Annotated in this window: 23 protein-coding genes and 1 tRNA gene; 11 read left to right on the top strand and 13 right to left on the bottom strand. The window is 72.0% G+C overall.

Annotated features, from left to right (window positions below; genetic code table 11):
* Positions 1–83: 83 nt before the first annotated feature.
* The 3 genes from BJ999_RS07280 (at position 84) to BJ999_RS07270 (ending at position 2,066) form a co-directional block, all read left to right on the top strand.
* Positions 84–911, top strand: a complete 828-nt coding sequence (locus BJ999_RS07280) for an S-methyl-5'-thioadenosine phosphorylase (protein ID WP_179832565.1) — start codon at positions 84–86, stop codon at positions 909–911.
* On the top strand, positions 908–1,522 hold the full coding sequence (locus BJ999_RS07275; RefSeq protein ID WP_179832564.1) for an RcpC/CpaB family pilus assembly protein: 615 nt from the start codon (positions 908–910) through the stop codon (positions 1,520–1,522). Before BJ999_RS07280 ends, BJ999_RS07275 begins: the two co-directional genes overlap by 4 nt.
* 124 nt (positions 1,523–1,646) lie before the next feature.
* Complete coding sequence (locus tag BJ999_RS07270) at positions 1,647–2,066, top strand: MscL family protein (RefSeq protein WP_179832563.1); 420 nt, start codon at positions 1,647–1,649, stop codon at positions 2,064–2,066.
* Between the two features lie 16 nt (positions 2,067–2,082).
* On the opposite strand, the gene BJ999_RS07265 is transcribed toward BJ999_RS07270, so the two are convergent.
* On the bottom strand, positions 2,083–3,120 hold the full coding sequence (locus BJ999_RS07265; protein WP_179832562.1) for a M15 family metallopeptidase: 1,038 nt from the start codon (positions 3,118–3,120) through the stop codon (positions 2,083–2,085).
* Between the two features lie 82 nt (positions 3,121–3,202).
* Positions 3,203–3,640, bottom strand: coding sequence for a hypothetical protein (locus tag BJ999_RS07260; RefSeq protein ID WP_179832561.1), 438 nt, complete (start codon positions 3,638–3,640; stop codon positions 3,203–3,205).
* A 129-nt stretch (positions 3,641–3,769) separates the two neighbouring features.
* Here BJ999_RS07260 and BJ999_RS07255 point away from each other — a divergent pair.
* Positions 3,770–3,842, top strand: a tRNA-Arg gene (locus BJ999_RS07255).
* A 403-nt stretch (positions 3,843–4,245) separates the two neighbouring features.
* On the opposite strand, the gene BJ999_RS07250 is transcribed toward BJ999_RS07255, so the two are convergent.
* From BJ999_RS07250 to BJ999_RS07240, 3 genes are all read right to left on the bottom strand, one after another.
* Complete coding sequence (locus BJ999_RS07250; RefSeq protein ID WP_179832560.1) at positions 4,246–4,590, bottom strand: hypothetical protein; 345 nt, start codon at positions 4,588–4,590, stop codon at positions 4,246–4,248.
* 264 nt (positions 4,591–4,854) lie between these two features.
* A complete protein-coding gene (locus BJ999_RS07245) occupies positions 4,855–5,226 on the bottom strand; it encodes a hypothetical protein (RefSeq protein WP_179832559.1) in 372 nt (123 codons plus the stop codon).
* A 380-nt stretch (positions 5,227–5,606) separates the two neighbouring features.
* A complete protein-coding gene (locus BJ999_RS07240; RefSeq protein WP_229810278.1) occupies positions 5,607–6,293 on the bottom strand; it encodes a TetR/AcrR family transcriptional regulator in 687 nt (228 codons plus the stop codon).
* A gap of 163 nt (positions 6,294–6,456) precedes the next feature.
* Here BJ999_RS07240 and BJ999_RS07235 point away from each other — a divergent pair, with 163 nt between their 5' ends.
* Entirely contained in the window at positions 6,457–7,698 is a 1,242-nt protein-coding gene (locus tag BJ999_RS07235; protein WP_179832558.1) for an oxygenase MpaB family protein, read from the top strand.
* 412 nt (positions 7,699–8,110) lie between these two features.
* Positions 8,111–8,572 (top strand): GNAT family N-acetyltransferase, encoded by a 462-nt coding sequence (locus tag BJ999_RS07230; protein ID WP_179832557.1) that lies wholly within the window; start codon positions 8,111–8,113, stop codon positions 8,570–8,572.
* A gap of 58 nt (positions 8,573–8,630) precedes the next feature.
* Here the strand turns inward: BJ999_RS07230 and BJ999_RS07225 are convergent, their stop codons facing one another.
* From BJ999_RS07225 to BJ999_RS07210, 4 genes are all read right to left on the bottom strand, one after another.
* On the bottom strand, positions 8,631–10,076 hold the full coding sequence (locus BJ999_RS07225) for a M1 family metallopeptidase (RefSeq protein ID WP_179832556.1): 1,446 nt from the start codon (positions 10,074–10,076) through the stop codon (positions 8,631–8,633).
* A gap of 126 nt (positions 10,077–10,202) precedes the next feature.
* Positions 10,203–11,390, bottom strand: coding sequence for an RNA polymerase sigma factor (locus tag BJ999_RS07220; RefSeq protein ID WP_229810279.1), 1,188 nt, complete (start codon positions 11,388–11,390; stop codon positions 10,203–10,205).
* Between the two features lie 5 nt (positions 11,391–11,395).
* Positions 11,396–11,734 (bottom strand): YciI family protein, encoded by a 339-nt coding sequence (locus BJ999_RS07215; RefSeq protein ID WP_179832554.1) that lies wholly within the window; start codon positions 11,732–11,734, stop codon positions 11,396–11,398.
* Between the two features lie 204 nt (positions 11,735–11,938).
* The gene (locus tag BJ999_RS07210; RefSeq protein ID WP_229810280.1) at positions 11,939–12,739 is read right to left on the bottom strand and encodes an SAM-dependent methyltransferase; all 801 of its coding nucleotides are present in this window, start codon (positions 12,737–12,739) and stop codon (positions 11,939–11,941) included.
* Positions 12,740–12,789: 50 nt separating this feature from the next.
* Between BJ999_RS07210 and BJ999_RS43450 the strand changes: the two genes are divergently transcribed.
* The 4 genes from BJ999_RS43450 to BJ999_RS07190 all read left to right on the top strand — a co-directional run bounded on the left by BJ999_RS43450 (position 12,790) and on the right by BJ999_RS07190 (position 15,977).
* The gene (locus BJ999_RS43450; protein WP_268247811.1) at positions 12,790–13,170 is read left to right on the top strand and encodes a YchJ family protein; all 381 of its coding nucleotides are present in this window, start codon (positions 12,790–12,792) and stop codon (positions 13,168–13,170) included.
* A gap of 144 nt (positions 13,171–13,314) precedes the next feature.
* The gene (locus tag BJ999_RS07200; RefSeq protein WP_218934976.1) at positions 13,315–13,935 is read left to right on the top strand and encodes a hypothetical protein; all 621 of its coding nucleotides are present in this window, start codon (positions 13,315–13,317) and stop codon (positions 13,933–13,935) included.
* Between the two features lie 11 nt (positions 13,936–13,946).
* Complete coding sequence (sigJ, locus tag BJ999_RS07195) at positions 13,947–14,795, top strand: RNA polymerase sigma factor SigJ (RefSeq protein ID WP_229810281.1); 849 nt, start codon at positions 13,947–13,949, stop codon at positions 14,793–14,795.
* A gap of 66 nt (positions 14,796–14,861) precedes the next feature.
* Complete coding sequence (locus BJ999_RS07190) at positions 14,862–15,977, top strand: NAD(P)/FAD-dependent oxidoreductase (RefSeq protein ID WP_179832550.1); 1,116 nt, start codon at positions 14,862–14,864, stop codon at positions 15,975–15,977.
* On the opposite strand, the gene BJ999_RS07185 is transcribed toward BJ999_RS07190, so the two are convergent.
* On the bottom strand, positions 15,955–17,187 hold the full coding sequence (locus BJ999_RS07185) for an MFS transporter (RefSeq protein ID WP_179832549.1): 1,233 nt from the start codon (positions 17,185–17,187) through the stop codon (positions 15,955–15,957). The genes BJ999_RS07190 and BJ999_RS07185 overlap by 23 nt on opposite strands.
* A 60-nt stretch (positions 17,188–17,247) precedes the next feature.
* Here BJ999_RS07185 and BJ999_RS07180 point away from each other — a divergent pair, with 60 nt between their 5' ends.
* The gene (locus tag BJ999_RS07180) at positions 17,248–18,417 is read left to right on the top strand and encodes an ROK family transcriptional regulator (RefSeq protein WP_218934975.1); all 1,170 of its coding nucleotides are present in this window, start codon (positions 17,248–17,250) and stop codon (positions 18,415–18,417) included.
* 117 nt (positions 18,418–18,534) lie between these two features.
* Here BJ999_RS07180 and BJ999_RS07175 read toward each other — a convergent pair whose 3' ends face one another.
* From BJ999_RS07175 to BJ999_RS07165, 3 genes are read right to left on the bottom strand one after another with little or no spacing between them, the layout of a single operon-like run.
* Positions 18,535–18,942 (bottom strand): cupin domain-containing protein, encoded by a 408-nt coding sequence (locus BJ999_RS07175; protein ID WP_179832548.1) that lies wholly within the window; start codon positions 18,940–18,942, stop codon positions 18,535–18,537.
* Positions 18,942–19,763, bottom strand: a complete 822-nt coding sequence (locus tag BJ999_RS07170; protein ID WP_179832547.1) for a phosphoenolpyruvate hydrolase family protein — start codon at positions 19,761–19,763, stop codon at positions 18,942–18,944. Before BJ999_RS07170 ends, BJ999_RS07175 begins: the two co-directional genes overlap by 1 nt.
* The gene (locus tag BJ999_RS07165) at positions 19,760–20,959 is read right to left on the bottom strand and encodes a Tm-1-like ATP-binding domain-containing protein (RefSeq protein ID WP_179832546.1); all 1,200 of its coding nucleotides are present in this window, start codon (positions 20,957–20,959) and stop codon (positions 19,760–19,762) included. Before BJ999_RS07165 ends, BJ999_RS07170 begins: the two co-directional genes overlap by 4 nt.
* Between the last annotated feature and the right edge of the window lie 146 nt (positions 20,960–21,105).

Below are 21,105 nucleotides of genomic sequence, written 5' to 3'. Positions count from 1 at the left end.
CCCTTCTTCGTGCGGCGGCGGAGTTATCCACAATCTGCGGACGGTCTGCCGGGCACGGCGCCCAGGTGGCTAGGGTCGGCGGCATGTCCACTCAGGCTTCCGCGTCCCAGCCCGTCGCCGAGATCGGGGTCATCGGCGGCTCCGGCTTCTACTCGTTCCTCGACGACATCGAGGAGGTGCGGGTCGACACCCCCTACGGCCCGCCCAGCGACCCCATCGCGATCGGCGAGCTGGCGGGCCGCCGCGTCGCCTTCGTCCCCCGGCACGGCCGCGACCACCGCTTCCCCCCGCACAAGATCCCCTACCGGGCCAACCTGTGGGCGCTGCGGTCCCTCGGCGTCCGCCAGGTGCTGGCGCCGTGCGCGGTCGGCTCCCTCACCCCCGACCTCGGGCCCGGCACGCTGGCCGTCCCCGACCAGCTCGCCGACCGGACGTCGGGGCGCGACCAGACCTACTACGACCAGGGCGCCGCCGTCCACGTCTCCTTCTCCGACCCGTACTGCCCGACGGGCCGCCGCGCCGCCGTCGAGTCCGCGCGGACCTCCGGGTGGGACCCGGTCGACCGCGGCACGCTCGTCGTCATCGAGGGCCCCCGCTTCTCGACCCGGGCCGAGTCCCGGTGGTTCGCCTCGCAGGGGTGGACGCTGATCGGGATGACCGGCCACCCCGAGGCCGTCCTCGCCCGCGAGCTGGCGCTCTGCTACACCTCGCTCTGCCTCGTCACCGACCTCGACGCGGGCATCGAGGAGGGCGAGGGCGTCACGATGGAGGAGGTCCTGCGCGTCTTCGGCGAGAACATCGACCGGCTCCGCGGCGTCGTCGCCGACGTCGTCAAGGCACTGCCCACCGAGCGCACCTGCGCCTGCCCCACCGTCCTCGACGGCATCAAGCTCCCCCTGGAACTGCCGTGAGCGCCCGCTTATCCCGCCTGCGGCGGCCGCTGGCGGCGCTGTTCGCCGCGGCCGCCGCGGGCCTGGCGCTCCTGGCACTGCGTCCCGGCCCGCCGCCGTCCGTCCGCGTCCTCGCCGCCGCCCGCGACCTGCCCGCCGGAACGCCCCTCGGCCCGTCCGACCTGCGCCACCTCGACCTGCCGCCGTCCGCCGTCCCGGTGGGCACGCTCCGCACGGGCGGAGCGGGCCGCGTCCTCGCCGGACCGATGCGCCGCGGCGAACCCCTCACCGACGCCCGTGTCGTCGGCGCCGGGCTCCTACGCGGCTACGGCCCCGGCACGGTCGCCACGCCGGTCCGCCTGGCCGACGCGGGCGCCGCCCGCCTCGTCCACCCCGGCGACCGCGTGGACGTCCTGACCGTCCCGTCCGAGGCCGCCCCCGCGAACGGCCCCCGCGCCCGCTGGGACGCCGCCCGCGTGGTGGTTTCCGAAGTCCCCGTCATAGCGACCCCACCCCCTGACGAGAACGGCGCCCAAGAGGGCGCCCTGGTCGTCCTGGCGACCGACCGCCCCCAAGCGGTGGCCCTGGCCGGCGCCGGCGCCCCCCTGGCCCTGACGATCACCGCCCCCTGACCCCGGACAGGTCGGGTCTGAAGTGGGCCGACTTGGCTAATCATGGATGACTTCATTACGATCCGTAGCCGTTTCACGCGCCCCGACAGCCAGGGGCGCGACCCCCGACAACCCTGGAGCCGGCATGAGCGGATTCAAGAAGTTCCTCTTCCGCGGGAACCTGGTCGAACTCGCGGTGGCGTTCGTCGTCGGAGCGGCGTTCGCCGGGCTCGTGAAGGACTTCGCGAGTTCCTTCATCACCCCGTTGATCGCGCTCATCGGCGGCAAGCCCGACTACACGCGCCTGGCCGTCACCATCGACGGCACCACGTTCCCGTACGGGATCTTCGTGACCTCGGCGATCGCGTTCTTCATCACGGCCGTGATCGTCTACTTCCTGGTCGTGCTTCCGACGACCAAGCTGATCGAGCGGATGGACCGCGGCAAGGAGGCCACCGAGCGCGAGTGCCCGCAGTGCCTCAGCGACATCCCGGTGAAGGCCCGCCGCTGCCGCTACTGCACCGCGGAGATCGTCCCCGCCAACGAGGTGCCGCACTCCCGCTGACGGCGGGCGGCCCGGCTCAGCCGTTCTCCGTCCCGAACTCCCAGTGCCAGGGCTCGAACGGGTTGCTGTAGGCCCAGGCCGGGTGGATCCATCCGTACTTCCCGGCGTGGGCCTCCATCCAGTTGAACTGGACGGACCCCGAGCTCTGCACACCACCGCACAGGTCGAGTGCCTGCCCCTTGCCGTGGTTGCTCGTCCCGGGGACGGCCGCGAAGCCGGGCCGCTGCGCGTAGACACGATGCTGCTCGGACAGGTTCCGATAGGCGTCCGTCACGCACATGTCGCGGCCGAAACTGCGCTTGTACGCCTCGTTCAGCTTGTAGAAGGCGAGCGCCGCGTCCGCCCGCAGCATGTGCCCGCCCTTCTGCGGCAGGGGGCACAGGTACTTCGACGGGATGAGCCCGTTCGGGAACTTCTTCGCATCCCTCGCCAGGGCCTTGTCGCACCCGAGTTCGAGCCGCTTCTGCCGCGTCACCGCCAGCTTGTCGAGCATCGAGTTGAGCTGCTTGGTCAGCTGCGCCGACCGGTTCTTCAACCCGTCCACCTCCTGCTGGAGGCGGGTCTGCTCGACCGCGTTGCGCGACTGCAGCTCCTGCGCCGTGGAGGCGAGCTTCTGCCGCCGGTCCTGCAACTCGTCGGCACGGTCCACAAGCGCCTGCTGCGACCTCGCCATGAGCGTCACGTCCGCCGTCGACCGCAGCGCCGTGCTCGGGTCGCCGCCCCCGAAGATCGCCATGGAACCGGCAGCGCCGCTCTGCTGGTAGGAGGTGTTCGCCAGCCTGGCCAGCGGCTCGCGTATCCGGTTCAACTCCGCCTCGGCCCCGGCGAGGTCCTTCAGCGTGGCGCGCAGCTTCACCTGCGACCCGGCCAGGTCCTTCTTCCGGGTCTCCATCTTCTTCGTGGCCTTCTCCAACTCGGTGCGCGCCTTCGATGCCTCGCGGCGCAGCGACTCGAGCGAGTCGGCCCCCGCGGCCGCGTTCGCGGCGCCGTGCGGTGAGAGCGTCGTCATCACCAGGAAGACCGCGGTCAGCGCCGCCGACCGGGGGTTCGGCACGGTGGTTTTCCTCCTGATGCCCAAAAGCGGAACAGCGGCAGAACGCTACTACAGGTTCTACGATGACCTGTCCGTAACCGGTTCAGCGACTTCGGTGATGTTCGCACCACCGGCGCATCCACCAGACGTCCTCCCAGCCGGCGGGGCATGGCCGCCGCACCCGCACCGACGGGGAAGGCACCGGCGTGGGCGTCCGCTTCCGCGGCGTCACCACCGGCCGCGGCGCCCGCTTCGGCGGCTTGGTCGCCACCTGCGGCTCCGCCTCCGGCGGCACGTACGCCCCGAACGTCGGCTCGCCCTCGGGCGCCGCCGGCGCCACGCTCCGCGCGGACCCGCCCGCCGACTCCGGCCTCTCCCGGCCGGGCTCGTCCCGCAGCCCGAACGCGATCACCGACGCCACCAGCACGGGCACCGCGAACGCCGCGGCGAGGACCGTGATCCGTCTGCCGCGCGGCGAGTCCTCGCCCACCGCGTCCTCGGCGTCCCGGTCCTTCGGCTGCCCACGATGCCGTCCCGTCACGGGACGGAAGCGTACCCACACCGCCCCCGCCCGGCCTAGAGCCCGGCGCGCATAACAGGGAGCGCCCACCGCACCCCTTCCCCTACCCTGTAGGTGCCGTCCGCTACGCTCTACCGCGAGCGACGACACGCCTCCGTAGCTCAGGGGATAGAGCACCGCTCTCCTAAAGCGGGTGCCGCAGGTTCGAATCCTGCCGGAGGCGCCCTTCCGACCCACCAACCAAGGTCTCTGACCGGCGCGGACGCCGGTCGGGGCTCTGGGGTCGCGTGGCTCGGTGCGGTTCGCCCGCCTTCTGGTACGTCCCCACCCAGGGAACGCCGCTCAGTCGCCCTCCCGGGGCCTCAGCGATCCGGCGTCGCGAGGTCTTTCCGAAATGAAAGTGGCCCTTCCTCAGAGAGAAAGGGCCACTTGGTCAAAAGCGCACCAATGCAGTACGGCGCGCTCAGCTGGAAATCGGCTCTGACCGGCGGTCGGCCGAGCCGATGAGTGTTGCGGTCGGCCTCCGGCTCACGCCGGGGCCGAAGAAGTCGGTCGCCATGCCGGCGCCTTCTTCTTGTTCACCCTGATGGTGGAGACGCGCAGGCCGAGGGCCTACGGCGCGGTCATCACACCCACCACTCCATCGCGGAGATCAGCACGGCGGACTCCTCCGAGATGTACTCCATCACGATGTAGTCCGCCAGGGCGTACCCCCCGACGATGATCCGCACCATGGTGACTCGCACCACGGTGATCCGCATCACGACGGTCTTCACCACGGTGACGTGCACCTGGATGGACGCCACCACGATGACGCGCAGCGTCGCGGGGTCCAGCAGGACGATCGGCACCACGGTGACCTCCACCACGATCGACTCCACCTCGGTGAAGTCGAACTTGATGAGGTCGAGCTCGGTGACACGGACCTCGGGACGGCGGGTCACGGGGCAGCGGTGGTTGGTCGAGATCACGAAGATCACAGCCTTTCGGGCTTTGGTTACGGACTGCACTAGGCAGAGGCCCTGCCGAACAGGACCTGACCAAGACCGTACGGCGCCTGACCCGAAAGGCAACCCGAGCCGGCAGGGAGACGTGAGTCACCTTGCATGGCCCATCAGGAAAGGCCGGGCCGACGCGTGAGCACGCCGGCCGGCCTTCCCTATTGCCCAGGCCGGCCGCCTCGATGCAGGGCCGGCCCGGGTCACTCGTGGCCGTGAGCCGGCCGCACGCGCACCTCAGCTTTCGCGCGGCAGATCGGCCACCCTCTCGATGAACGCCTTCCTGGCCGTGTCATCCCGCAGTTCGTCGAACTCTGTCCAGACGGTCCGCACGGTTTCGGCGGACAGTCCGACAGCGTCGATGGCATCGGCGAGTTCGACGATCATGCGCGATCGGATCGTCCGCCGGCAGTACGTGCCCGCCAGTTCACGAAGCCCCGGATGCCTGGCAACCAGGTTTTCCGCGATCCAGTCACGAGTGTTCTGTTCCAGCGCCGCACGGCCTGTGCCGCGCATTCCGTTGTCGAGCAGGAGGATGTCCTGCCGAGGTTCGGGATTGTCCACGGGCAGGCCCAGCCGCCGCAGCAGGGTCGCCAGGCTCAGAGCCACGTCGGGAATCTCTTCGGGGAGAAGGCCCTCCACTTCATTGTCCCGAGCATGTCGTCCAGCTCGGAAAGGCCCTTCCGTGGTTGCGCTTCAGGTCCGCCAGTGCCTTCCCGACGATGCTCCGATTGATGGGAACTTCGATGAGGTCCAGCCCCGGTTCGGTGGCAGGATAACCGGCGCCGAATTTGTGATGACGCCGTGGAACTCCCAGCGGCCCGAGAAGCGAGGCGGCCCACATAAAGGCCATTGGTACCCCGCAACGGGGCTGGGGCGTCCGCGAGGATTTGTGACGTGGGGGCTCGGCCTCAGGTCCAGGAGCGGGGCTGCGGGGGGTAGGGGCGCTCCGGTGCTGGAGGTGGCGTTGTCCGGCCTCCTCCGCCCCGCTAACGGGTTAGGCGGGGGGGGTGGGGTTCCAGCATGGGGACCAGGAAGCGGTGGGCCAGGGCGGCTAGTTGGGTGTCGTCGTCCAGGTCGATGATGTGGCTGGGGACCGCCAGGAGCGAGCCGGATATGCGGACCATCATCTCGGCCACGAAGTCGGTGTCCAGGTCGCCCGACACGTTGCCGGCGCGCTGCTCGCGGCGGAGCTGGTCGGCGACGAAGCGCCGCACGGTGGCCAGGGTCCGGCCCCCGTCGCCGGTCAGGGAGGGCAGGAGCAGGTCCGGTTCCGTGGCGATCAGGCCGCCGATCAGGGGGTTGCCCCGGATGGCGCGCAGGGAGCTCACGAAGCCGAGGACCACCCGGTCGGCGGCCGTCTCGGCTTGCTGGATGTCGATGAGGAACTGGTCGAAGTAGCGGCGGAACTCCCGCCGCACCACCTGCTCCACCAGGGTGTCCTTCGTGGCGAATCGCCGGTAGACGGTGATCCGCGAGACGCCGGCCCGGCGGGCCACGTCGTCCATCGTGGAGCGCTGGATGCCCATCCGGCAGAACTGCGCGTAGGCCGCGTCGAGGACGCGCGAACGGGTCTCGTCGACGTCGTCGACCTGTTCGACGGCCTCGACGTACACGCTCTCCAGCAACGACCCCGAGTCCGACGACGTCATGAGGAACGACAGCACAGGTTCCACGATCCCTCCCGAGACACCGATTCTGCCCGAATCGTCCATGTACGTCACGAAGGGTCTTGTGACGGACGCCACAGTGTGCTCTCATGATGCCAGGCCCTGATACACGGAAGCATGATGTGTTTCATCGTACCAGGCGTCGCCGTCGGCCCGAGGAGGGAAAGGCATGGAACAACCCAGCAGGCGCAACGTGCTGATGACGGGCGGGGTGCTCGGGGCGCTCGGCGCGCTGAGCGTCGCGACGCCCGCGCAGGCCAGGCCCCTGTGGACGTGGTCGCCCAAGGGATCGGTCGTGGGCGCCGGGAAGGGCGTCGACCCGCGGTGGGTCTGGGACGAGGAGGCCGACCCGCTGGTCGCCTCGCTGATCGACCGGGGCGACGTCCCCAACGTCAACAAGCTGCTCAAGGGCTGGACCAAGAACGGCCAGGCGCTGCCGGCGGGGCTGCCGGCCGACCTGAAGCAGTTCATCGAGAAGGCCCGCCGACTGCCCTCCTGGGCCGATCAGACGAAACTCGCCACCGCGTACAAGTTCAACCAGAAGCGGGGCACCTACCTCGGTGTCAGCTACGGCTTCGCCAGCGGGATGATGAGCACGGTCATCCCCCACGAGGCGCGCGCGGTCTACTACTCCAAGGGCGGCGCGGACATGAGGGACCGCATCACCAAGACCGCCAAGCTCGGCTACGACATCGGGACCAGGAACGCGTTCCAGCCGGACGGCGAGATGATCGTCACCTGCGTCAAGACGCGGCTGGCCCACGCAGGCGTGCGCCACCTGCTGCCCCAGTCCCCGAGCTGGGACAAGGTCGCCGACGAGCAGATCCCGATCAGCCAGGCGGACATGATGGTCACCTGGCACAGCCTGCCCACCACGGTCATGAGGCAGCTCACCAGGTGGAAGGTACCGATCCCCGCCGACGAGTCGGCGGCGTTCCTGCACTCCTGGCAGCTGACCGCGCACATGCTGGGAATCCTGGACGAGTACATCCCCAACTCGTGGGACGAGGCCAACGCCCAGGCCGCCCAGGTCCTCGACCCGGTCCTCGCCGCCACCCCCGAGGGCGTCAAGCTGGCCGACATCCTGCTCCACCTCGGCGTCACCATCGACGGCGGCATCCTCACCACGCACATCCTCGGCGCGCTCACCCGCTACATGCTCGGCGACCAGATCTGCGGCTGGCTGCAGATCCCGCGCGAACCGGTGTGGGACCCGGCCTTCGAGGCCTTCTGGCCGACCTTCGTCGCCATCAAGGAGGGCCTGCTCAAGATCACGGACGCTCCCCCTGGCCTGCTGCAGATCTACTGGGCCTTCGACGAGATCATCCGCCTGGGGACCCTGCTCTTCCTGTCCGGGGGCAACCTCCCGATCAGCATCCAGATCCCCACCGGCAACAACCCGAACACCTGATCACGCCGGTCCCACCCCACGGACTCCCGAAAGGACGCGTGCGCCCCTGCTCCCCGACGCCGGAGGCGCCCAAGCAGAACCGGGCTCGGAATCCGCCGGATTCCGAGCCCGCGGCGCTCCCGCCCCCCGGAGCGCGGGGCCTCCCGTCGATCGACCATGGCGCATCCACGAAGGTGCCCCGGCACGGGGGCGGATGCATGGGGCGAAGCGGCTCACTTCGGTGTATATCGGGACAGGCGCGTACGGAAGAACGAGACGCGATGTCGCCACTGGTCAGGGCTCGCCTTTTTGTTTGGCCTAGATTGCGGCATTTGGGCGAGAATGAAAGGTATTCGCATCTGGCACACTGTGCAGTGTGACGGCTACTGAACCGCTGATAAGGCTGGCGCTTCCGGGGGATGCGTCTGCTCTGGTGGAGTTGCAGTATGTCCTGGACGGCGAGACGGAGTTCATGCTTCTGGAGCCCGGGGAGCGGGAGTCAGACCTTGAGCCGTTGAAAGTGCGCCTGGCCGCGTGCGTCGAGGGGCGTGATCTGTCCTACCTGGTCGTGGCGCTGGACGGACCCGCGGCGGTCGGCTACGTCGAGGTATCGGTGCTTCCCTATGCCCGGGCCCGCCGCACCGGCCACGTGGTGGCCGGCGTGCGCGCCGGATACGGGGGGCGGGGCCTCGGCGAGGCGCTGATGCGGGAGGCGGTGCGGGAGGCACAGGCGCGGGGGATGCGACGTCTGGAACTTACCGTTATGGAGCACAATCGCCGCGCTCTAGCGCTTTACCTGAAATGCGGTTTCCAGGTGGAGGGGCTCCGGCGGGCCGCCCTGGAGGTCCAGGGGCATCGGATCGACCAGTACTACATGGGGCTGCTGTTGGACTGAGGCGAAATCGCCGTCCGCGGCCCGGGGCCGGTGTTCGGTCACCGGCCCCGGAACGGGATCACCAGGTGGTGGGCTTTACGGGGCTGTGGAGCCAGGCGTTGAAGAACGCGTCCAGGTTCTGGCCGGAAATCCCTTCCGCCAGGGCCTCGAAGTCCCCGGTGCTGCCGTTGCCGTACCGCTTGTCCGAAACCCAGGTGCGGACGAGGCGGAGGAACGGCCCGTCACCGATCCTGTGGCGGAGGGCCTGCAGGGTCATCGCTCCGCGGAAGTAGATCGCGCGGTGGAACAGCTGGTCGCGGGTCGGATCGGCGATCACGACGTCCCAGAACGGGGGCCGGTCCGGCTGGATCGGCGGCGGGTCGTCGTAGGACTGCTGGAACGACAGCTGCGCGGACTGGCCGCCGTGCCTCTCCGCCCAGTACCACTCGACCCACTTCGCGAAGCCCTCGTTCAGCCAGACGTCCTTCCAGTCGCGGACCGAGACGCTGTCGCCGAACCACTGGTGGCCCATCTCGTGCGCCACGCCCCTCTCGACGGGCGGGCTCTGGTAGGTGGGGCGGGTCTGGGTCTCCAGCGCGTACTCGAGGTTGAGCGGTGGGACGTTGTCGTTCTCGACGATGGAACCGGTGCTGGTGAACGGGTAGTCGCCGAAGTAGCCGGCCAGTTCGTCGGTCACCCGCGTGGTGTGGCGCGGGGTGCTGAGCGCGTCGGGGTCGGAGGCGATGGCCGGGTCGACCGCGTCGAGTTGCGGGACGCCCTTGGGGGTGGTCGTCGTGGAGACGTTGAACCGTCCGATCGAGTTGGTCACCAGGTACGTCGCCATCGGCCGGTCCTCCCGCCACACGAAGGTGTCCTTCCCGTGGGCGGTCCACTGCCGGACGAGGCGTCCGTTGCCGATCGCCTTGAGGCCGTGGGGGACGGTCGTCTCCAGGGTCACCGGCGCCTTGTCGCGCGGGTGGTCGTTGGCCGGGAACCAGGTCGACGCGCCGTTGGGCTCGCCCATGACCGTCGCGCCGTCCTTGGTCGGCAGGAACCCGTACGGGAGGTCGAAGATGATCGGGCCGCCGAGGGGCTGCGGCACGCCGTCGTAGCGGACGGTCACGGTGAACGAGTGGCGCTCGCGCAGCCCCCGGGACGGGGTGATCTCCAGCTCGCGCTCGCCGGTGCGGTCGAACGACGCCTCGCGGCCGTTCACGCGGACCGACCGCACGTTCATCTTGGCGAAGTCGAGGTTGAACCGGGACAGGTTCTGGGTGGCGGTGGCCCTGATGGTGGTCGTGCCGGTGAGCTCGTCGGTGCCGGGGTCGTAGGCGGTCTTGAGGTAGTAGTGCGCGACGTCGTACCCGCCGTTGCCGAGGTCGGGGAAGTAGGGGTCGCCGAGGCCGGGGGCGCCGGGCTCGTACCGGACGTCGGCGGCCGCGGCGGGCGCGAACAGCGCGAGCGTCGTGGCGCCGGCCGTCGCGATCGCCAGCGGAAGCCGGTGGGCGGATCCGAGAGTCGCCATCGAGTCCCTCTCCGTCGAGGTCGGACGATCGCCTCAGCGGCGACCAAGGCATGATCATTAACGTGCCCGCCGGAGAAGCCGATCAAGCCTGACAAAACGATCTTGTCGGGCGGCCCCGGCCCGGCCTCACGTCCAGGCGAGGCGTTCGGCCAGGAGCGCCTGCTGGGCCGGGTTGCCCGCCAGGTCGAGGGCGCGGCGGTCGGCGGTGCGGGCCTCACGGCGGCGGCCCAGGTCGCGCAGCAGTTCGGCGCGGGCGGCGTGGTACAGGTGGTGGCCGTCGAGGGCCTCGGCGAGCGGCGCGAGAGCGTCCAGCGCGGCGGCCGGACCCTGGACGTAGCGGACGGCGACGGCGCGGTGCAGCCGGACGATCGGCGTGTCCGTCTTGCGCAGGAGCAGGTCGTAGAGGACGAGGATCTGCGTCCAGTCGGTGTCGTCCCAGGTGGGGGCCTCGGCATGGCAGGCGACGATGGCGGCCTGGAGCTGGTACGGGCCGGGCCGTTTCAGCGCGGCGGCGCGGGCGATGAGGGCGGCGGCGTCGGCGACGGCCTCGCGGTCCCAGGCGCCGCGGTCCTGGTCGCGCAGCGGGACGAGGTGGGCGCCGCCGTCGAAGCGGGCGGCGGCGCGGGCCTGGTGGAGCCGGATGAGGGCGAGCAGGCCGAGCGCCTCGGGCTCGCGCGGCATGAGCCAGGCGAGGCTCGCGGCCAGCCACTCGGCGTCGCCGGCGAGGTCGCGGGCGTGCGGACGGTCGCCGCCGCTGGTCAGGTACCCCTCGTTGAACAGCAGGTACACGACGGCGAGGACCTGCCTCACCCGTGCGTCGAGCTCGGCGTCCGACGGCATCCGGTACGGGATCCGCGCGTCGGTGATCTTGCGTTTGGCGCGGGTGATGCGCTGCGCGACCGTCGCCTCGGGAACAAGGAACGCGGCGGCGATCTGCCCGGTGGTCAGCCCGCACACCGTGCGCAGGGTGAGCGCGACCTGCGCCGCCACGGGCAGCGCGGGGTGGCAGCAGATGAAGATCAGCCTGAGCCGGTCGTCGGGTTCGCCGGGCGCCGGCCACTGGAGCCGGGCGAGCTTGTCGCGGTAGTTGGCCTGCCGGCGCAGCAGGTCGATGCCGCGGCGCCGGGCCGTGGTGAGGAGCCAGGCGTCCGGATGGTCGGGAACACCCTCTTCGGGCCAGCGTCGCAGGGCGGTCTCGACGGCGTCCTGCATGACGTCCTCGGCCGCGGCGAAGTCGCCGAGGGTCCGGATGAGGCACGCCGTCAGCCGGCCCGCGTGCTCGCGCACCACGCGGGCCAGCTCGGTGCGCGCCACTTCCGTCACGTGAGCGGGCGGATCTCGACGACCGGGCAGGCGGGCCAGGCACGGGCGATGGCGAGGGCCTCGTCGAGGTCGGCGACCTCGACCTCGGCATAGCCGCTCACGACCTCCTTGCCCTCGACGAAGGGGCCGTCGGTGATCAGCGGGTCCGGCCCGTCCAGGCGCAGGGTGGTCGCCGTGTGCGCGGGTTCGAGATGCGCGTGATGGCCGATCTGGGCGGAATACCGGGCGAACCACTCGGAAACCTGCTCATACGCCGCCTGCCGCTCGCCGTCGCTCATCGCGGCCAGCTCCTTGGCGAACTCCTCGGTCTCGACGAACATGAGAACGTACTTCACGTGCGCCACCTCCGTTCGGGGTCGGCAGGTCAACTCGCGGACGGGGTCGCGTGCAGGGCGATCCCGTCGCCGTCCGGGCCGAGGACGGCGGCGTACCGGGTCGTGCTCATCGTCAGGTCCATGACGTGCTCCTCCGTGCCGGTGGGGCGGCTCTGTCACCTCCTAGACGATCGGCCGGCGGCCGGATGCGACACGTCCGCGGGATCAGGGCTTGCGGGCCAGGCCGCAGGCGGCGTCCACCGTTTCCGGCATGCCGAAGGGCGTGGCCTCGGGGCGCCATTGGGACGTGGAGACGACGCCCGGCTCCAGCAGTTCGAGGCCGGCGAAGAAGTCGGCGATCTGGTCGGGCGCGCGGACGACATAGGGCGTCGAGCCCTGCTCGACGGCGATGCGGATGGCCTCCTCGCGCCCCTCGCGGTCGACGACGCCGGTGCCGTCGTTGAACGCCATGAAGCTCCCCGGCACGAGGGCGTCCAGGAGCCGCCGGACGATGGCGTACGCCTCGCCGTCGTCGACGACGTTGCCCATGATCCCGAACATGACGAGGCCGACCGGCCGGTCGAGGTCGAGGGTGCGGGCGGCCTCGGCCAGGATCCGGCCGGGGTCGCGGACGTCGCACTCGACGTAGTCCGTCCTGCCTTCGGCACGTCCGGTCAGCAGCGCCCGCGCGTGCACGAGGACCAGCGGGTCGTTGTCGACGTACACGACGCGCGATTCGGGTGCGACGCGCTGGGCGACCTCGTGGGTGTTGTCGTGCGTGGGAAGTCCCGTCCCGATGTCGAGGAACTGCCGGACGCCCTCCTTCTCTGCGAGGTGGCGGACCATGCGGCCCAGTGTCACGCGGGAGTGGCGGGCGACGTCGCCGACGCTGGGGAACGCCGCGGCGACCTGCTCGCCGACCTGCCGGTCGATCTCGTAGTAGTCCTTGCCGCCGATCCAGTAGTTCCACATGCGGGCCGGATGCGGGCGGGAGGTGTCGATCTCGGGCGGCTGCTGTGCGGACATGGCGCTCATCGTCGCCGCGCGGGTACCGCCCCGCAAGGCAGAATCGGAAGGTGGCGAAAAGATGTCCGTGCGGGGTCGGCTCTCGGTATCGGGACTGTTGCGGGCCGTTGCACCGGGGTGAGGAAACGGCTGCGACGGCCGTCCGGTTGATGCGGTCGCGGTTCAGCGCGTTCGCGGTGGGGGACGAGGCGTACCTGCTCGTGACCTGGCATCCGGCGACCCGGCCGGAGCGGATCGGGTTCGAGGACGGCACCCGCTGGACGCGGCTGGAGATCGTCCGCACCGAGGGCGGCGGGCCGGACGACGACAGGGGCCTCGTGGAGTTCCGCGCCCACTACCTGACGGGGACCGAGCCCGGGGAAATGCACGAGGTCAGCCGGTTCGCGCGGCACGACGGTGCGTGGGTCTACGTCCGCGGCAAAGTGAGTTGACTTTCCGCCGCACGGGCGAGCGGCATCGCCCGTGCGGGGGAAGGACGCCGCGGCGGGCGCTGAGAACGTGTGGAGGCGGGCGAGGGACGCCCGCGGAAAAGGGGAATCCACATGTCACGGAAAAGGCGTGCCGCGGTGGCCGGAATGGCCGTTCTCTGCGCGGCCGGGGCGGTCGGCACCGGCAGCGCGATGGCGCAGGACAAGGGGCCGCTCCCGAAGGAGTCCCACGTGACCGGGGACGCGTGGGTGAAGTTCCCGGGCGACCTCGAGTACCCGTACCGGCGGTTCGTCGTGGACGCGCACGGCGGTCCGTGGAAGTTCGTCGGCGGCAAGATGGTCATGGGCGCGGCCCGCGGAACGGTGAAGTTCGATCATTACTCGCCGGACGAGCCCGGCGGGCCGTCGAAGCACCACTGGGGCTGGATCAAGGTCGACTACGTGATGGCGTCGGGGCCGGTCGCGGTCGTGTCGGGAATCCGGCAGGACGACGAGCACGGCATTCCGCCGAACCAGAAGCGCGCGAACCTGACGTTCTACCAGTCGCCGCGCGGCCACAAGTTCGACCGGATGGGCTTCTCCTGGGGCGTCGTCTTCCCGCAGTGCCACCAGATGGGTGAGGGACCGGCGCCGTTCAGCGCCAACAGTTCCGGTCCTTTCGGGAAATGGCTGAAGGGTTACACGGTGAAGGACGCGCCCCTGGAGATTCCGGCCGGTGACTTCCAGCCGCCGGACAACCCCGCCGACTGCTCGTTCGCCGACGAGTAGGCTCCCCGTCCGTGGAGGACCTGGACTGGGAGACCAACCGCCCGGCGGTGTTCGGCGCCGCGTACCGGCTGCTCGGCAGCGTGGCCGAGGCGGAGGACGTCGTCCAGGACGTGTGGCTCCGCGCCTCGAAGGCCGACCGGTCGGGCGTCCACGACCCGCGCGCGTGGCTCGTGACGATCGCGGCCCGGCTGGCGTACAACGTGCTGAAGTCGGCGCGGGTGCGCCGCGAGGAGTACACCGGGCCGTGGCTGCCCGAACCCCTCCCGACCGGCCCGGACGTCGCGGACCGGGTGATCGTGGACGACTCGGTCAGCACCGCGATGCTGCTCGTGATGGAGGAACTGTCGCCGCCCGAGCGGGTGGCGTTCGTCCTGCACGACGTGTTCGACGTCCCGTTCGCCCAGGTCGCGGGGGTGCTCGGGAACTCGGCGGCGGCGGCGCGCAAGCTGGCGTCCCGGGCCCGCGGGCGGGTGGCGGACGCCCGCGCGGCCCGGCCGAAGGCGAGCCGCGCGGAACGGGAGCGGGTCCTCACCGCGTTCCGCGCGGCCGCCGAGGGCGGTGACATCGACCGCCTCGTCCGCCTCCTGCATCCCGGCGCCGTCTATGTCGCGGACGGCGGCGGCAAGGCCGTCGCGTCCCGTCGCCCGATCACCGGCGCGGACCGGATCGCCCGCCTCCTGGCGGGCGTCGCCGCCCGGTCCCGGACGGACCGCATCGGCCTCATCGAGGTGGGCGGCGAACTCGCCCTGGCGACCCACCGCGACGGCCGCGTCGTCTGGGTCGACACGCTGGAGATCGCCGACGGCCGCGTGACGGCCCTCCACCGGGTGGCGAACCCGGACAAGCTCGGTCACCTGTAGACCCGCCGGTCACATGTGCGGGCGCTGCGTTGTCTCCCTGGCGCGTATCGAGAAGAGGAGACGGACATGGCGCACGTGGTGATCGTCGGCGGGGGTTTCGCCGGAGTGTGGAGCGCGGCGGCGGCCGCACGGGTCCGCGGAACGGAGGACCTGCGGATCACGCTGATCGCGCCAGGTGACGACCTCGTCCTGCGGCCCCGGCTGTACGAGCCGGAGCCCGAGCGGGCGACGGTCGCGCTGAAGCGGGTCCTGGAGCCGGTCGGCGTCGGGCACCTGCGGGCGGCCGTCCAGGACATCGACGTGGACGGGCGGACCGTGACCGCGGACGGGCGGAAGGTCGGGTACGACCGGCTCGTCCTCGCCGCGGGGAGCCGTCTCGTCCGGCCGGAGATCCCGGGCGCCGAGCGGATGTTCGACGTGGACACCCTCGCGGGCGCCCGGCGGCTGCGCGGCCACCTGCGCGGTCGCGACGAGTACACGGCCGTCGTGGTCGGCGCCGGGTTCGCCGGGCTGGAGATCGCCTCCGAGCTGGCCGGACGCGGGCGGGTCGTGCTGGTGGAGAAGGCCGGGGAGATCGCCCCCGAACTCGGCCCCGGACCGCTGCCGGTGATCGAGGTGGCGCTGGAGAGGCTGGGCGTCGAGTGCCGCCTCGGCACGACGGTCGCGGAGGTCACGCAGGGCGGCGCGATGCTGGCCGACGGCTCCACGATCCCGGCCGACGCCGTGGTGTGGACGGCGGGCCTGGAGGCGAGCACGCTCACGTCCCAGATCCCCGGTGAGCGCGACCCCCTGGGCCGCCTGAAGGTCGACGCGCACCTGCGCGCCCACGACGCCGTCTTCGCGGCCGGGGACGTCGCCGCCGCCCTCGCCGACGAGGGGCACCTGACGATGCAGAGCTGCCAGCACGCGATCCCGATGGGCAAGACGGCCGGCCACAACGCCGCGGCGGACCTTCTCGGCGTCCCGCCGATCGCCTTCGCCCCGGCCCCCTACGTCACGGACCTCGACCTCGGCGCGGCCGGGGCCGTCTACACCCGCGGCTGGGACCGGCTCGTCGCGCTGCACGGCGCGGAGGGCAAGTGGGTCAAGCGCTGGCTCATGGACAAGATCCACCCGCCCGTGGACGACGCCGCGACGATCCTCGCCCACGCGGGCATGGTCACGACGCCGATCCCGTTCTGAGCCGCCGTCCGCAGCGGGCCAGCAGCACCAGCAGCAGGACGGGCGCGACGAACACGGCGGCGCGCAGGGTGGTGAGATCGGCGAGCGCCCCGAGCACGAGCGGGGCGACGCCGATCGCCACCCCGGAGGCGAGCGCGCAGCGCGCCGCGGCCCGCACCGGCTCGGACGGCCGGGCGGCGAGCGCCTGCCCGAGGATCACCGGATACAGCAGCGCCACCCCGAGCCCGGTCAGCACGAGCCCGGCGACCGCGACCGGCGCGGGCGACGCCCACAGAACCGCGAACCCGCCGAGCCCGACGGCCGCCGCGAGGGCGAGCAGCCGGTCCGGCCGCCCCCCGCGCCGCACGACCGGCCCGGCGACCGCCCGCCCGGCGGCCATCCCGAGGACGAACCCCGCCGACAACGTGGCCGCGCCCCCCGACCCGAGCCCCTTGACGCTCCCGAGGAAGTCCGCCGCCCAGAAGACCATGCAGAACTCCACCCCCACCGCCAGCACGAGATCGACCCACCGCCCCCAGAACCCCACCCCGCCTTCCCCAGCCGCCAAGCCCGTCCCGGCCGCACCATCACGCGAGCCGGAACCGGGCCCTTCCGAACGAACCGACCCGTCCCCCTCGCTCCCGTCGTCCGGAGTGGCCGAGGTGGGGGGCTGGGGCGGGCGGGTGAGGAGGAGGAGCGCGGCGGCCGCCAGGAGGGGCGGGGCGGCGAAGGCGGGGCGCCAGCCGAGGCCGTGGGCCAGGGCGACGCCGATGAGGACCGGGGAGAGGACGGACGCGGCGCTGGAGACCGCGTTGGCCTCACCGATTTGGATCGTTCCATCGCCGTGGTGCGCGGCGCGCAGGGCCGCCGGGACGAGTTGGACGAGGCCCGCACCGCCGAGGCCGAGGACCAGGGCGCCGGCGGCCGTTCCGAGGCGTCCGCCGGAGGCGGCCAGGAGGGTGGCGCCGCCGACGAGGGCGGTCAGGGCCGCCGGGATCGCGTAACGCCCGAGTCGGGCCGCCAGGCGGTGCCCGACCAGACCGACGATCACCAGTCCGAGGGCGAAGGCGGACGGGTAGAGGGCGGCCTCGGCGCGGGGCAGGCCGCGCTCCTCCCGCAGTTGGGGCAGGATCGCGCCGAGCGCGGTGAGCAGGTAGCCGAGGCATCCGAAGGCGGCGTACAGCCCGAGCGTCTCCGGCGTCCGGGCCGGGGCCGCGGCGGCAGGCTTCATCACGCCTCCTCCATTAAACTCGTAGGGCGAGGATAAGTCGGGCACGCCAGGATGTCACCCATGGAGCCGATGACCGCGCACTCCGCGCGCGCCCTGCGCAGCCAGGGGGCGCTCGCCGTGCTCCGCTACGTCCACGCGCACCCGTCCGCGAAGCGCGCGGACGCGGCGCGGGCGCTGGGCCTGAGCAGCGGGTCCGCGACCGAGATCGCGAGCCGGTTGAAGGCGGCCCGGCTGGTCGACGAGGAGGCCTCCGCCCTGACCGGCGGGCGCGGCCGCCCCTCCCCGGCGCTCGTGCCCCACCGGGACGGCCCGCTGGTGTGCGTCGTGGACATCAGCCACGAGCGGTGGCGGGTGGCCTGCGTCGAACTGGGCGGCCGCGTCCTCACGCAGGAGGCCGGCGGCCACTCCGGTACCCCGGACGTCCTCGGGACGCTCGGCCGCCGCGTGTCGGCCCTGCACGCCCGCCACGGCCACCGGCTCCGCGCGGTGTCCGCCTGCGTCGCGGGCACGGTCAGTGCGGCCACGGTCGTCCAGGCTTCGGGCATGGGCTGGCGCGACGTGGACCTCGACCCGCTCCGGCCGCCCGGAGTCCCCCTGCTCGTCGGCAACGACGCCTCGCTCGCCGGCCTGGCGGAGGCGAGACGCGGGGCGGGCGCCGGGGCGCGGGTGGTCCTGCACCTGACGGTCGAGGTGGGGGTCGGCGGCATCCTCGTCGTGGACGGACGGCCGGTGGACGGCGCCACCGGCGCGGGCGGCGAGTTCGGCCACATGCCGTTCGGCGACCCCTCGCTCCGCTGCCCCTGCGGCGCCCATGGCTGCTGGGACCTGGAGGTCGACGGCCGCGCCATGGCCCGCGCGCTGGGCCGCCCCGCGCCCCGCGACCCGCGCACCGCGGCCGGGCGCGTGATCGCCGCGGCGGCGTCCGACCCGGCGGCCCGCTCGGCCGTCGAGGCCGCCGCACACGCGCTGGGACGCGGCATCGGCGCCCTCGCCAACGCCCTCGACCCCGGCGTCGTCACGCTGTCCGGCCTGGCCACCGACCTGGCCGCGACGGCCCCCACGGCCCTCGAAACCGGTTACGCCGCAGCCCTGATGCGCTACCGCCGTGCGGCGCCGCCGCCCATCCTGGCCTCCACGCTCGGCGCGCAGGGCCCCCTGACCGGAGCCGCCGACGCCGCCTTCGACACCCTCCTCACCGAGGAGGGCCTGGACGCCTGGTCCCGCACCTGAGCCCGAGTGCCGGGGCGCGCGGCGCTCGGTCGGCGGAGGCGTGTCATGGGCCCGGCGGATGCCGCGTTCGGGCGTCTCCTCGCAGCGGCGGGCCGTGCGCCCGGCCCGGACTTCGGGTCAGACCGGGCGCCACTCGGGGATGGCACCCGGTTCGTGCAGGCAGTAATCCGGGGCGGCTTCCAGGGCCTTCTCCTCACCGCCGGGGGTGTAGGTGACGATCAGGCGCAGGGGGCGCCATGTCATGTTGTAGGTGGAGTGCCAGACGCCCTTGGGGATGTGGAGGGCGTCGCCCTCGCGGATCAGGAAGGGTTCGCCGTCGTCGACCATCTGCGCGGCCTCGCCGGAGATCACGTAGATGACCTCCTCGGCGTTCGGGTGGTGGTGGCGGGCATGGCCCTTGCCGGGGTTGACGATCACCTCCCCCAGGGTGCTGCCCGCCCCGGGCACCGCGGACGGCGTGACGAACCACTTGATCGCCCCCCAGTCGAAGGTCGCGGTCGCCACGTCACCGGGGTTCCTCAGCATCAGATCTCCAGGTTCTTGAAGGCCGCGACCTGCGCGGTGATGGCCCGCTCGGTCGGGAGCCGCTCGACGGAGGAGGCGCCGAAGAAACCGACGACGCCCTCCGTCCGGGACAGGACGTAGGCCGCGTCGTCCGGTTCGGCGATGGGGCCGCCGTGGCACAGCACGATTACGTCGGGACGGGCGGCGACCGCCGCGTCCCGCATGGCCTGGACGCGCTCGACCGCCTCGTCCAGCGTCAGGGCCGTCTCGGCGCCGATGCCGCCCTTGGTGGTGAGCCCGACGTGCGGGACGAGAACGTCGGCGCCCGCCTCGGCCATCGCCCCCGCCTGGTCCTCGTCGAAGACGTAGGGAGCGGTGACCATGCCGCGCTCGTGGGCGAGCCGCACCATCTCGATCTCCAGGTCGTACCCCATGCCCGTCTCTTCGAGGTTCTGCCGGAAGACGCCGTCGTAGAGCCCGACGGTGGGGAAGTTCTGCACGCCCGCGAAGCCCATGGCCTTGAGCTGGTCGAGGAAGACCGGCATCACCCGGAACGGGTCGGTGCCGCACACCCCGGCCAGCACGGGCGTGTCCCGGACGACGGGCAGCACCTCCGACGCCATCTCCACCACGATCTGGTTGGCGTCCCCGTACGGCAGCAGGCCGGCGAGCGACCCGCGTCCGGCCATCCGGTAGCGGCCCGAGTTGTAGATGATGATCAGGTCGACGCCGCCCTCCTCGGCGCACTTGGCGGACAGCCCGGTGCCCGCGCCCGCGCCGATGACGGGCCTGCCCTCCTCGACGGCGTTCCGCAGCCGGAACAGGACGGTCTCGCGGTTCACTGCGCGCCCTCCGAGATCAGCCGGTGCAGCCGGTCGGCCGTCGCCCGGCCGAACTCCGGATCGTTGATGTGCATGTCGAGCATCTCCGCCTCCGCGACCTCCTCCAGCGCCATGAAGCACGCCACGTCCGCCACCGGATCGTGGAACGGCATGCCGGGGGCGTCCAGCGCCGACACACCTTTGAGCGGGACGAACAGCGCGGTCGGCCCGGTGGCGGCGGACAGTTTGGACGCCATCTCGCGTCCCAGTTCGCCCATCTCCTCCGTCGTCGTCCGCATGAGCGTCACGGTCGGGTTGTGGACGTACAGCCGGCGCCGCGCGAACCGCTCGGGGACGGTGCCGCGCGGCCCGAAGTTGACCATGTCGAGGGCGCCGGGCGCCACGACCTGCGGGACGCCGCGCCGTCCGGCCGCCGTGAGCCGGTCGGGCCCCGCAGACAGGACCCCTCCCACGAGTTCGTCCGCCAGCTCGGTGGTGGTCAGGTCGAGCACCCCGGCCAGCAGGCCGCCCTCCACGAGACCCTCGAGCGCCCGCCCTCCGGCACCCGTCGCGTGGAAGACGAGCACCTCGTAGCCCAGTTCGTCCAGCCGCTCCCGGGCGGCGTCCACCGCGGGGGTCGTGACCCCGAACATGGACGCCCCGATGAGGGGCCGCTCGTCCGGGGCGGGTTCCGGGACCGCGTGCGCCTTCGCCATTCCGGCCGCCGCCGCGGCGGCGTTCCCGAGGATCAGGCGCGACAGCCGGTTCACGCCCGCGATGTCGACGACGCTGTAGGTGAGCGTGACGTCCTTGGCGCCCACGTAGGGGGAGACGTCCCCCGACGCCATCGTCGACACGATCAGCTTGGGCAGCCCGATGGGCAGGTCCCGGACGGCCCGCGCCGCGATCGACGATCCGCCGCTCCCGCCGACCGCGAGCACGGCGTCCACCCGGTCCAGCGCGGCCAGGACGATCGCCGCGCCCTCTCCCATCGCCGTGACGGCCGCCCCCCGGTCGCCCGCGTCCCGCAGGGCCTGGAGCGTGGTGCCCCCGGCCTCCGCGACCTCCTCGGCGGAGACGTCGGCTGCCACCTCGGACGGCCCGACCCCCACGTCCACGAGAACGGTGTCGCAGCCCAGCCCGTGCACCCGCTCGCGGAGCCACGCGTACTCCGCGCCCTTGGTGTCGAGCGTCCCCACCAGCACAACGGTCGCCATCGAGCCCTCCCATCCCCCGATACCGATTCCCCCGCCGATCACCTCGCAAGCCTGTCCCCCGGTGACCGCCACGATCATTGGAACGGGACCATCGGGACGAGGACTTTCTGGGCCATGGCAACCGTCCGGCTCCCCACGGCGGCCGT

The organism is Actinomadura citrea, assembly GCF_013409045.1.
Taxonomy (GTDB): Bacteria; Actinomycetota; Actinomycetes; order Streptosporangiales; family Streptosporangiaceae; genus Spirillospora; species Spirillospora citrea.
The sequence above is the reverse complement of the archived record's forward strand: the minus strand, read 5'-3'. Positions and strand labels throughout refer to the sequence as shown.

What these genes read in the sequence shown, in the direction of transcription:
- BJ999_RS07210 (WP_229810280.1), bottom strand. Translation starts at nt 12,739, where the DNA reads ATGTCCGCACAGCAGCCGCCCGAGATCGACACCTCCCGCCCGCATCCG.
- BJ999_RS07200 (WP_218934976.1), top strand. Translation starts at nt 13,315, where the DNA reads ATGGCCGTTCTCTGCGCGGCCGGGGCGGTCGGCACCGGCAGCGCGATG.
- BJ999_RS07225 (WP_179832556.1), bottom strand. Translation starts at nt 10,076, where the DNA reads ATGGCGACTCTCGGATCCGCCCACCGGCTTCCGCTGGCGATCGCGACG.
- BJ999_RS07165 (WP_179832546.1), bottom strand. Translation starts at nt 20,959, where the DNA reads ATGGCGACCGTTGTGCTGGTGGGGACGCTCGACACCAAGGGCGCGGAG.
- BJ999_RS07175 (WP_179832548.1), bottom strand. Translation starts at nt 18,942, where the DNA reads ATGCTGAGGAACCCCGGTGACGTGGCGACCGCGACCTTCGACTGGGGG.
- BJ999_RS07235 (WP_179832558.1), top strand. Translation starts at nt 6,457, where the DNA reads ATGGAACAACCCAGCAGGCGCAACGTGCTGATGACGGGCGGGGTGCTC.
- BJ999_RS07190 (WP_179832550.1), top strand. Translation starts at nt 14,862, where the DNA reads ATGGCGCACGTGGTGATCGTCGGCGGGGGTTTCGCCGGAGTGTGGAGC.
- BJ999_RS07180 (WP_218934975.1), top strand. Translation starts at nt 17,248, where the DNA reads ATGGAGCCGATGACCGCGCACTCCGCGCGCGCCCTGCGCAGCCAGGGG.
- BJ999_RS07270 (WP_179832563.1), top strand. Translation starts at nt 1,647, where the DNA reads ATGAGCGGATTCAAGAAGTTCCTCTTCCGCGGGAACCTGGTCGAACTC.
- BJ999_RS07280 (WP_179832565.1), top strand. Translation starts at nt 84, where the DNA reads ATGTCCACTCAGGCTTCCGCGTCCCAGCCCGTCGCCGAGATCGGGGTC.
- BJ999_RS07185 (WP_179832549.1), bottom strand. Translation starts at nt 17,187, where the DNA reads ATGAAGCCTGCCGCCGCGGCCCCGGCCCGGACGCCGGAGACGCTCGGG.